The sequence below is a fragment of the Kitasatospora sp. LaBMicrA B282 genome (assembly GCF_050325825.1).
GTDB lineage: Bacteria > Actinomycetota > Actinomycetes > Streptomycetales > Streptomycetaceae > Kitasatospora.
Genome location: NZ_JBNQTI010000013.1, coordinates 68,242 through 79,458 on the forward strand (window position 1 = coordinate 68,242; position 11,217 = coordinate 79,458).

7 protein-coding genes and 1 pseudogene are annotated in these 11,217 nt (G+C 71.4%); 4 read left to right on the forward strand and 4 right to left on the reverse strand.

Annotated features, from left to right (window positions below; translation table 11 throughout):
* The first annotated feature begins 584 nt into the window (after positions 1–584).
* Positions 585–2,585: a kelch repeat-containing protein gene (locus ACQRUO_RS06685; RefSeq protein ID WP_428314798.1), complete on the forward strand. Its 2,001-nt coding sequence runs from the start codon at positions 585–587 to the stop codon at positions 2,583–2,585.
* A gap of 1,225 nt (positions 2,586–3,810) precedes the next feature.
* Here the strand turns inward: ACQRUO_RS06685 and ACQRUO_RS06690 are convergent.
* Positions 3,811–4,776 (reverse strand): hypothetical protein, encoded by a 966-nt coding sequence (locus tag ACQRUO_RS06690; protein ID WP_428314799.1) that lies wholly within the window; start codon positions 4,774–4,776, stop codon positions 3,811–3,813.
* Positions 4,777–5,253: 477 nt separating this feature from the next.
* On the opposite strand from ACQRUO_RS06690, the gene ACQRUO_RS06695 reads away from it, so the two are divergent.
* Together ACQRUO_RS06695 and ACQRUO_RS06700 are read left to right on the forward strand one after the other, a co-directional pair.
* Positions 5,254–6,228, forward strand: coding sequence for a winged helix-turn-helix domain-containing protein (locus tag ACQRUO_RS06695; RefSeq protein ID WP_428314800.1), 975 nt, complete (start codon positions 5,254–5,256; stop codon positions 6,226–6,228).
* A 262-nt stretch (positions 6,229–6,490) separates the two neighbouring features.
* A pseudogene (locus tag ACQRUO_RS06700) lies at positions 6,491–6,804 on the forward strand (transposase); the annotation flags it as partial.
* A 424-nt stretch (positions 6,805–7,228) separates the two neighbouring features.
* On the opposite strand, the gene ACQRUO_RS06705 reads toward ACQRUO_RS06700, so the two are convergent.
* From ACQRUO_RS06705 to ACQRUO_RS06715, 3 genes are all read right to left on the reverse strand, one after another.
* Positions 7,229–9,226, reverse strand: a complete 1,998-nt coding sequence (locus ACQRUO_RS06705; protein WP_428314801.1) for an Ig-like domain-containing protein — start codon at positions 9,224–9,226, stop codon at positions 7,229–7,231.
* A gap of 96 nt (positions 9,227–9,322) precedes the next feature.
* Positions 9,323–9,643: a hypothetical protein gene (locus tag ACQRUO_RS06710; RefSeq protein ID WP_428314802.1), complete on the reverse strand. Its 321-nt coding sequence runs from the start codon at positions 9,641–9,643 to the stop codon at positions 9,323–9,325.
* Between the two features lie 4 nt (positions 9,644–9,647).
* Positions 9,648–9,827: a hypothetical protein gene (locus tag ACQRUO_RS06715; RefSeq protein WP_428314803.1), complete on the reverse strand. Its 180-nt coding sequence runs from the start codon at positions 9,825–9,827 to the stop codon at positions 9,648–9,650.
* Positions 9,828–10,102: 275 nt separating this feature from the next.
* Between ACQRUO_RS06715 and ACQRUO_RS06720 the strand changes: the two genes are divergently transcribed.
* Positions 10,103–11,083 (forward strand): helix-turn-helix transcriptional regulator, encoded by a 981-nt coding sequence (locus tag ACQRUO_RS06720; RefSeq protein ID WP_428314804.1) that lies wholly within the window; start codon positions 10,103–10,105, stop codon positions 11,081–11,083.
* Positions 11,084–11,217: the final 134 nt, after the last annotated feature.

The following is an 11,217-nucleotide window of genomic DNA, read 5'->3' on the forward strand; positions in this document are numbered from 1 at the left end:
AACCCCGAAACCCTCACCGTGACCGTGGACTCCTGGCAAGGGCACCGCAGTACCACCGATAGACGCATCCCCAAGAGCCCCTGCCGAGCCACTCACCCGGCACAGGCCCCACCCGCCGACACACCCATGGCGGAGGGGGTGGCGTCCGGGGGACGGCCGCTGAGGCGGCCCGGCCACGTGGGTGACGGCTTCGGAGGGGCGGGTCTGTTCTCGTGGTCTTGCGGGGGACTGTGGTTGGGACGCGGCCAGGAGGCCCGCGTCGTCGTGTCTGCCCGGGTGGCGGGCCGACCCGGTTGTGCTGTCCGGCCGGACAGACCTGTTCGAGGAAGCCTCACACCATGCCCCGCACCACACCGGTGACGATTCCACCGGATCACCGACCGACCGCTCCGCCCGCCCGCTCACGTCGTTGGTGGTCCCCCGGACGGGTCGTCAGAGCCCTGGCCGACCCCGCGCGAAGAACACGCGGCCGCGCGGACCTCCTCCCCTACGAGGGCGGCCCCAGCGGCGCAGGGCCGGGGCGGAACCGGGAGCGCGAGCGGGCGCACCGGGCCGGGGCCCGGATCGCTGCCGTGTGCACCGGAATGGTCCTCGCTCTGGCCGGGCTGGTCGGCCCCGCTCACGCCGCCATCGGCGCCTGGTCCGTGACCGGCACCATGACCACCGGCCGCGAGGTTCAGACGGCGACCCTGCTGCCCAACGGCAAGGTCCTGGTTGCCGGAGGGGCCGCCAACGGCAGTGCCACGGCGTCGGCGGAGCTGTACGACCCGGTGGCCGGCACCTGGGCCGCGACCGGCTCCATGACCACCCCCCGCGAGCAGCACACGGCGACACTGCTGCCCAACGGCACCGTGCTGGTTGCCGGAGGGCTCACCAGCGGCACCGTCGTCTTGGCGTCGGCGGAGCTGTACGACCCGGCGACCGGCACCTGGACCGCGACCGGCTCCATGACCACCGCCCGCCTTAACCACACTGCGACCCTCCTGCCCAACGGCGCCGTGCTGATTGCCGGAGGGGACACCGTCGGCGGTGCCACGGCGTCGGCGGAGCTGTACGACCCGACGAACGGCACCTGGACCGAGACCGGCTCCATGATCACCCCCCGCGAGGAGCACACGGCGACCCTGCTGCCCAACGGCACCGTACTGGCCGCCGGAGGGGACAACAGCGGCGGCGGCGCCGCCACGGCGTCGGCAGAACTGTACGACCCGGTGGCCCGCGCCTGGACCGCGACCGACTCCATGACCACCCCCCGTCGGATCCACACGGCGACACTGCTGCCCAACGGCACCGTACTGGCCGCCGGAGGGGACACCGGCGGCGGCGCCGTCACGGCGTCGGCAGAGCTGTACGACCCGGTGGCCCGCGCCTGGACCGCGACCGACTCCATGACCACCCCCCGTCAGGTTCATACGGCGACACTGCTGCCCGACGGCACGGTGCTGGTTGCCGGAGGGAACACCGGCGGCGGTGCCACGGCGTCGGCAGAGCTGTACGACCCGGCGGCCCGCACCTGGACCGCGACCGGCTCCATGACCACCCCCCGCCTTAACCACACGGCGACCCTGCTACCCAACGGCACCGTACTGGCCGCCGGAGGGCTCACCAACAGCGGCATCACGGCGTCGGCAGAGCTTTACACCCCCGCCACCGCCAAGGCCACGACGACCACGCTCACGGCCTCGCCGAACCCGTCGGTGGCCGGTCAGGACGTGACGTTCACCGCGACCGTCACCGGCAACGCCACCCCGAACCCGACCGGCACCGTCACCTTCACCGACAACACCACCACCCTGGGCACCGCCACACTGAACAGCCAGGGCCAGGCCACCTTCACCACCAGCGCCCTGACCGCCGGCTCCCACCCGATCACCGCGGCCTACGGCGGTGACACGATCTACCCCGCCTCCACCAGCACCGTCCTCACCCAGAGCGTGGTCAGCCCCCTGACCGTCCCGTGGGTGGCGAGCCTGCCCGGCGGCACCGTCGTCAGCACCTACAACACGCCGACCACCAGCGGCACATCCACCGGTGGAACCGCCCCCTACACCTTCGCCGCCACCGGTCTGCCCCCGGGCCTGATGATCGACCCGTCCAGCGGCGTCATCTCCGGTACCCCGACCACCGCCGGCACCTTCACCTTCACCGTCCAGGTCACCGACAGCGGCACCGGCACCGGACAACAGACCTCCTCCCAGCCCTACAGCATCACCATCGCACCCGCCACCACCCACCTGGCCGCCCACAACGCCACCCAGGTACGCACCAACGGGACCACGCTGACGATCACCGGGATGTCAGCAACCCTCACCACCAGCAGCGGCACCCCGGTCATGGGACAGCAGGTGGTGTTCACCACCGTCGACGGCACCACCCAGGTGTGCACGGCCTTCACCGACACCCACGGCACCGCCACCTGCACCAGCCCCGGCCAACCCACCGCCACCTTCATCTACACCCACAGCCCGGCCAACCAGATGAGCGCCATCGCCAACAACCTCAAGAGGAACGGCTACAAGGCCACCTACACCACCACCCCCAACTACACCGGCTCCACCGCCACCGCCACCATCATCCAGAAGTAACGGCGGTGACGCGGCACACGCAGCCACCCAGGTCGTGACGCCGTCCCCATCCGAGGAGGCCGGCAACGAACCACGTCACCTGGTAGCGCAGGCGCACCGTCCGATCCGCACCGGGGCACCCACCCCGGTGCGGACCCGCACACTCGACGGTGATGTGTGCAGGGCACACCACCCGCTCGAACGCGACCTGGAACAGCCGCTGTGTGGGATGCCGTGCCCGGCCTGCGAGGAAGCCGCCGACCCCGCGGCACACCTGCTCGCCGTCCAGGCAGGTGGGTGTCTGGGGCCTGGTGCACCCACGCCCGCGCCGTCGGCCAACAACCCGCCGACCGGCGCCGCCGCACCAGCCACGCGATCGTCGACCAGTTCGCGCACCCCGGGGCCAGTGTCCGCCAGCGGCGCGCCGCGCGGCTGGTCCTGGAGGAGAGCGCGCGCACCCGTGACCCGGACTGGGACACCGTGCTCTCGGTCTTGTTCGAGGTGTGCTCGCCCTGGTTCGCCTGGCCCGAATCGGGCGGGCCCTGCCCCTGCCCCTGCCCGGCGGTACCTGGTTCCTGGCGCGCAATCACCGCGCGGTCCGGGGCGGGCGAACGCGGCGCCGTACCCAGGCCGACGAACGGCGCGATCAGCCCTACTCGGCCCGGCGCGGCACCCGGCCGCGGTACCTGTGGCAGCCGGCTGTCAGAATCCCGTCATGAGGTCACCGATACGGCTCGCCGCCGCTGCCTCCCTGCTCATCGCCGCCCAGCTCGCCACCGGCGGCCTCCCCGCAGCCTTCCACGCCGGCTCGCCCACCCGGTCCGCCGCACCGTAGGCCCCTGCCCCCGGGGCGGGTCGATGTCCGGTGCGCCGCCGGTGCGCCCGGCGTGCCGTGGACAGTGGCGCAGCGGTTCGCGGCTACGTGCTGTCCAGCGGGCGGCTTCGGCGGCACTTGGGCCAGTGCCCGTCCCCGAGCCCGAGGGCCTGAGCACGGTTGCCGACCTGCTCGGTAGGCAGTACGACGTGGGTGGCGATCTCCTGGTTGCGAGTGTCACTGACAGGTGGGTGTGCCCAGCTGGGACCGGTCTCGTCCGGGAACGAGAGGGTCAGGGTAAGGGCGTAGTGCCACAAGCCCTCACGTTGCCCCGGCGCCCGAACGAGCCGGATCGCATGGACGGGCCCGTACCCACCGGCTGCCTCTGCACCGGGCAGCGCAGCGGTGGGTGGTCGGTGCGTCGTCCGGGGGTCAGGAGGCCGCGATGAACGACGCCGGTCCGCCGATCTTGGTCCAGCCTGTTCCGGTGGCGGGCAGTTCCATGACGGCCGACTGGTCGGGGCTGAGGGCGAAGACGTCGCCTTGGTTGTCCTGGGTGAACTGGTGTCCGGGGCCGCCGATCTGGCTCCAGCTCATCGGCCTGCCGTCGTACTGGTAGATGTTGGCGGTGGTCGGGTCGGTGGCGGGGGAGGTGGCGAGCAGTCCTCCGCCGCTGGCGATGATGCTGCTGGCCGGTCCGCCGATCTTGATCCAGCTTGTCGCGCTGACGGGCAGTTCCATGACGGCTTGCTTGTCAGGGCTGAGCCCGTAGACGTTGCCGAAGTCGTCGAGACCGAAGCCGGGCTGGGTGTCGGCGCCGCCGGCGGCGGGGCCGCCGATCTGGCTCCAGCTCATCGGCGTGCCGTTGTACCGGTACACGTTGCCGGTGGTCGGGTTGGTGGCGATCACGCTGCTGCCGCCTGCGGCGATGAACGCTGCCGGTCCGCCGATCTTGATCCAGCCGGTCTCGCCGAGGGGCAGCTCCATGACGGCCGATCGGTCCGGGCTGAGGGCGACAACGTCGCCGAAGCTGTCGATGGCGAACTGCGCGCCGGGGCCACCGATCTGGCTCCAGCTCATCGGCGTGCCGTTGTACCGGTACACGTTGCCGGTGGTCGGGTTGGTGGCGATCACGTACCCGCCCCCGGTGACGACGCTGCCGGCCGGTCCGCCGATCTGCGTCCACCCACTCCCCGACTTCCACTCGTAGACGGCGCTCTTGTTCGGCGACAGTGCGACGAGCATCGGCTCGATCGGGCTGACCGCCGTCCGCACGCTCGCGGACGCTGCCGCGGCGGGCGCCACGGCCGCCTGGGCGGGCGTGGCGGCCAGGGCGCCGCCGAGGGCGAGTGTGGCGGCGGCGACCATCAGCCGCCGTACGGTGATGCGCGAAGTCATCATTTACTCTCCTGTTCGATGCTTGGTGAACGACACGAGGCCCGGGCACGGGCTGCGATACGTGCCGGATCGCCCCGCACAGGCCGGGACGGTTCGCTGTGGTCGACCTGCCTTCGGACAGGACGAACTGGTGCGAGGGCACAGGTGGACCACTCAATCGCGCCGGTGATACATGGCCGCCGTCCCGGCGGGGCCGACGAACAGCGATCAACCGGGCGGCGACCGAACGGCTTGCCGGTCAACCGAGAAAGGCCATCCGACGTGCGCCTACCTCGCTCTCCCATCGGGAAGTGAAGTCCCACCGGCGCACGACCGGACCAGGTCCTTGAGCGGTGTCCCGCCCGGACGGCCGGTGCCCGCTCGGCGGCACGATCGTTGTGTCATGCCGTCAGCCTGGTCTGCGGCGCGTCTTTTCAGCGATGCTTTCCATCCAGACGAAAACCCTTGCGGACTGGCGCGCTTGGAGAGGAGACGGTCGTGCTGCGGATCGAGCTGTCGGCGGATGATCTCGCAAGGATCCGGTTCGCCGCCCAGCCGGCCCCGTTGGTGGAGCTGAAGCTCTCCTTGATGATGCTCCAACGCCCCGACTCAGCCGCGCTGTTCGGTCGGTGGCGGAACGGCTTGTGGCGCCTTCTGCCTGGTAGCACCCGCCCGCTCTGGGACCTGGTCACCCCCTACCGAGGCCCGGCCTTCCTCGACCCGGTGAGCATCGATCTGGCCACTGGGCTGGAAGCGGTCCGGGCCGCACCACCCGCCCTCGTCCGGGACGGGATCGAACGGGTCTGGGCCAACCGGCGGGAGACCCCACCGCAGTGGCTGCGCGACCTGACCGAGAACGACTCCGCCGCCTGGCAGTTGCTCCGGCGCGGCCTGCGCGACGCCTACGACACCGTGCTCCGCCCGAGTTGGCCGGAGATCGGCAGCCTCCACCAGACCGAGTACCTGCGCTATGCCCTCACCGCCGCCGAGCACGGCGTCGCGGCCGCCCTGACCAGCCTCTGCCCGGGCTCACGCCTGATCGACGGCACCTGGGAACTCGACGCACCCTACGACCGGCACCTCCTCGCAGCCGGCCGGGGCCTGATCCTGCTCCCCACCTTCCACTGGACCGGAAGCCCCCTACTCGGCACCGTCCCGGGCGAGCCGGCCCTGCTCGTCTACCCGGCCGGCCAAGGCATCCCCATCACCCCCACCCCCACCGACCACGACGCCCTCGCCCCCGTCCTCGGCACCACCCGAGCCCGCGCCCTGCGCCTGCTCACCGACCCCCTGACCACCACCGAACTCGCCCACCAGCTGGGCATCAGCCTCGGCACAGCCTCCACCCACGCCAGCGCCCTGCGCGACGCCGGCCTGATCACCACGGTCCGCGACGGCCGCGCGGTACACCACAGCCGCACCCCCCTCGGCACCGCCCTCCAAGCACGCACGCCCCACACTCCGACGACCTGACACAGCATCACTGCCCCTCCCCCGACGGATGCCACCAGTGCCCGTATCCGCTCCACCTCGGCGCGGCCCCACACACCTCCTGGTCGGCGTCGGCCTGGCGGGTACTCGACCCACAGCCCGTCATCGCCCCGGGCACCGACCCGCTCTGCCCACCGGTCGTCGCGCTGCCGGCCGCCGAAGAGGGCCTCGGTGCTCGGCTGCCAGACGCAGAGGCGGCCCACCGAGCCGGTACCAGCGGTGGCCGAACCCGTCGGCGCACCGCTACGCCGCGCTGAACCGGGGCCGCGTGGACGTCGTGCGGCTACGGTCCGCGCTGGCCGGCCTGCCGCTGCCGCGCGCCGCCGATCAGCGGCCGGTGCTCGCGGTCGACGTCTCGCCGTGGCCGCGGCCGGATGCCGGGACCTGTCCGGACCGTCGTTCTGCCCTACCTACGGCCGTGGTGACGCCAAGCACCAGATGATCCCCGGCCTGCTCGGCGACCTGCCCGTCGAGGTCCTGGGACGGCTCCGCTCGGACGGGGTGATACGCCGACCAGCACCCAGCCGCGCGGAGTTCGCCCAGGCCCACCCGGCCGGCGCCACCACCGTCACCTGCGGCGAAGGCACGCACTCGCGGTCAGGTCGAGGACTTGCGCAAGGTAGGCGGCGTGCCGGAGCCAGACCGGGTTACCAGGCAGGATCCGAGGCAACTCCAGGCCCGCCGGCACTTCGTCGTGACGAGCCCGAGTATCCCGCTCCCGCGGCCTCCGGCGGGCGGTTCTGGCGAAACCCCCATCCCCCGTGGAGGACGGTCCGAAGCCCATCGCCGTGGTGGTCCGCATCCACCGAAGCATCAAAGGATCATGCTCCCCACGCGGTGCCGTTCGCCTCGTTGCGGCCGGCGGCGAGCGGGGACACGCACGTGTGGAGGGGCTCGTGAAACGCCGCGAACGGCGGGCTCTTGGAGGAGTCCACCGGTCGCGGGTGCCGCTATGTCATTTGCTCGGCCGGATGACGGCCGGTCACGAACCCATCTTGGGTGTTCCGGGGACGGCGGTGGTGAAGTCGAACTTGTGCCAGGCACCGCTCGTGTCGTCGGAGACCGACCACAGGTCACCGTCGCTTCCCTGGTAGAACGTGGCGAACGTCCCATCCGCCAGCTTCTGACCCACCGGGTCGCCGACCACCGCCGGAGCGCCGGTCGCGCCGGTGAAGTTGAAGCTGTGCCAGGCCCCGCTGGCGTCGTCGGACACCGACCACAGGTTGCCATCGGTACCGCGGAAGAACGTAGCGAACGTCCCATCCGCCAGCTTCTCCCCCACCACGTCACCGCTCGGCTTGGGTGTTCCGGGGACGGCGGTGGTGAAGTCGAACTTGTGCCAGGCACCGCTCGTGTCATCGGACACCGACCACAGGTCGCCATCGCTGCCCTGGTAGAACACGGCGAACGTCCCATCCGACAGCTTCTGACCCACCGGGTTGCCGACCACAGCCGGAGCGCCGGTCGCGCCGGTGAAGTTGAAGCTGTGCCAGGCCCCGCTGGCGTCGTCGGAGACCGACCACAGGTTGCCATCGGTACCGCGGAAGAACGCGGCGAACGTCCCATCCGCCAGCTTCTCCCCCACCACGTCGCCGCTCGGCTTGGGTGTTCCGGGGACGGCGGTGGTGAAGTCGAACTTGTGCCAGGCACCGCTCGTGTCATCGGAGACCGACCACAGGTCGCCGTCGGTACCCTGGTAGAACACGGCGAACGTCCCATCCGACAGCTTCTGACCCACCGGGTTGCCGACCACCGCCGGAGCGCCGGTCGCGCCGGTGAAGTTGAAGCTGTGCCAGGCACCGCTGCTGTCGTCGGACACCGACCACAGGTTGCCATCGGTACCGCGGTAGAACGCGGCGAACGTCCCGTCAGGCAGCTTCTCACCCACTGGCTTTCCCGTCGCTGCCGGCGTTCCCGGGACGGCGGTGGTGAAGTCGAAGTTGCGCCAGGCACCATTGGTGTCGTCGGAGACCGACCACAGGTTGTTGTCGGTTCCGCGGAAGTAGGTCGCGAACGTGCCGTCTGAGGACTTCGAGCCGAGTGCGGTGGCGGACGCCTGCACGTTGTTCACGACGTAGGCCGCCGAAGCGGAGGCCGGCGAGTTGCCCCGCGCGTTGGTGGCGACCGCGGTGACCTGGTGCGTGCCGTTCGGGTAAGCGGTGGTGTTCCACGAGAGGCTGAACGGGCTCGATGTCGTGGACCCGATGACGGTTCCGTCGACGTAGAACGTCATCGTCGACACCGTCGGGTCGGTGTCGGAGGCCGTCAGGGTGACCGTGCCGGAGTTGGCGGCGCCTTGGGCGGCCACGGTGGGGGCGGGCGGCGTCCCGGTGGCGAGGTTGGTGTAGTGCTGGGGGTAGAAGGTGCCTGCTCCGGACCAGTACGGGTAGGGGATCGTGTGGTAGCCGACGTTGCCGCCGCCGGTGTTCTCGAAGCCCCAGTAGCTGGTGTGGGTGCTGTCGGTCCAGTGGTCGAAGAGCACGACGTGGCCGGCCGAACCTGCGGAGGGGTTGGTGAGGATGTCCCCCTGCTGCAGGCTGTCCTTGGCCACGTCGACGAAGCCGTTGGCCTCGTACATGGCGCCGGAGACCAGCCCGGGCTGGCTCAGGTTCAGCGCCCAGGAGACATAGCCGGAACAGTCGGTGCGATATCCGTCGTGAGTGCTGCTGGTGCTGTAGGTCACGCCGTCGTTGATCCAGTCCTGGGCCCGCGTGGCGACCATGCAACCGGCGATCCGGCCGTTCTGGCTGGAGGTGTCGGCGCACATCGTCGGGGTGTCGGCGTAGGCCGGCGCCGCGACGAGGCCACTGGCAAGGAGGCTGCCGAGCGTAATGGCGAGTACACCGGAAATGCTGCGCTTGGAAGCAGGCATGGTTGGTCGTTCCCCCAGTTCGGATTCGTGGATGGCGGGCCGCACGGCGGCGGCGAAGTCATGGGCGGCGACACGCTCGGCCGCGGTGGTGCGTGGAGGTTGCTGCATGCTGCCCCCGGCGTCGGGGCAGGCCGCGCAGACGGCCGGTCCCGGGATCGGCCGGGGCTGAACCGCGGCCGGAACTACCGGGCGGGCAGGCACGGGTCAGGTGTCCAGCGCCGCCAGCGGCAGCACGCGGAAGCCGTCAGCGTGCCAGCCGGACAGGGCAGGGCTCCGAGCAGCCCTGCCGAGCAGGTCGTCGGCGGTCAGGATGGCGTCGGCGTCGGTCTCGGCCCGCAGGAGCACGAGCAGTTCGAGCCCGCCGGCGGGTTCCGGGGTGCGGACACGGACGTGGTCGAGCCGGTCGGCGGCGGTGGCGTGAGCCCACAGGAGGTCGACCACGGTGGCGGGCTGCGGGGGCAGCGGGGCCGGGTGACGGACGGGCGGGCCCGTCAGGCGGGCGGCCACGGCGTAGCGGGTGTGCATCGCCTCAGCCCCAGCAGGCGCCGCAGACCAGGCCCGGGCCCGCGTCCGTCGCCACCGACGCCGGCGCAGCAACTGCCGGCGCGGCGGCCACGGGCACGGCCGCGGCGTCGGCGGGTGCGGCGGACAGTCCGGTGCCGAACAGGGCGATCAGGCCGAACAGGACGAATCGCAGTGTTGCGGGCATGGCGGGACCTCCGTCGGGTGTCTTTGGGGTTTCGGCACGGCCAGTCGCTGTGGTGCCGGGTCCGTCGGACTGTCGGCGTCCTCCGGTGAACAGAAGTCTTCCGTGCGGCCCGGGCAGGCGGAAGCAGTGTCCGGTGGCCCGAAGGTTCCATGGCACGATCGGGCCAGACCCTGCGGCAGCGGCCGCATGCCTTGCTCCGGCCGACGCGTTCGTGCCACGCTCTGACCGCACAGGGGCGTCACATCGGCATGACACGGGGGACGGGGGCTGGGGCGATGCTGCGCGCTCTGGGACTGGATGCGGTCTGCGAGCAGGTGTACCAGGAACTGCTGGCCGAACCGACGTTGGACGCAACTCTGCTGGCCGAGCGCCTCGGCCTGAGCCAGGACCAGGTCGGGGCGAGCCTGGACACGCTGGCCGACCTCGCGTTGCTGCGGATGTCGCGCGAGGCACCCCAGCAGCGCCGGCCGGTCAGCCCCGAGCGCGCCCGCGCGCTGCTGCTGCGCCGCCAGGAGGAGGAACTCCGCGCCCGTCAGGCCGTTCTGGAGGCCAATCGCCTCGCGGTCGCCACCGCCGCCGAGCAGGCAGTCCGAGAGCAGCGGAGGATCCCTACCGGCGGCGAGCGGCTTGAGGGCCTGGACGAGATCCAGTCCCGGCTGGAGTCCCTGGTCCAGAGCGCCACCAGCGAGATCTGCTCGATCGTCCCCACCCAGATGGCCCCCGAGGCTCTGGAAGCCTCCCGCCCCCTGGACGAGGACCTGCTCGCCCGCGGCATCACCCTCAAGACCCTCTGCCACGAGAGCACCCGCACCAACCCCCGCTCCCTCGCCTACGCACGCTCGATGGCCGCCGTCGGCGCCCAGCTGCGCACCGCGCCGGCGCTGCCGCACCGCCTGCTGCTGGTTGACCGGACCAGCGCACTCGTCCCGATCGACCCCGCCTCAGCGGCCCCCAGCGCCGTACTGGTCACCACCACCGGCATCGTGGCCGCCCTGGCCGAGCTCTTCGACCGGGTCTGGACGGACGCCGCCCCGCTGGACCGGGCCCCCGCCCCCGAGGACGCCACCGGCATCACCGCTGCCGAACGCGAACTCCTCAAGATCCTCTCCACCGGCCTGACCGACGAAGCCGCCGCCAAGCGCCTGGGCGTCTCCGTACGCACCGTCAAACGCCGGATGGAAGAACTGATGCGCCGACTCGAAGCCGGCTCCCGTTTCGAAGCCGGCTACAAGGCCGGCCAACACGGATGGCTCTGAACCACGGCCCCGATGCTGTTGGTGATCTTCACTGGCGAGAGTGACGTTGCCGTCTTCTGGCGGACTGCGCCCGTGCCCTTCTGCTGTCCTGAGCTGGAGATCGGGCTGGTCAGAGGGGTGGACTGCAGTGGCGA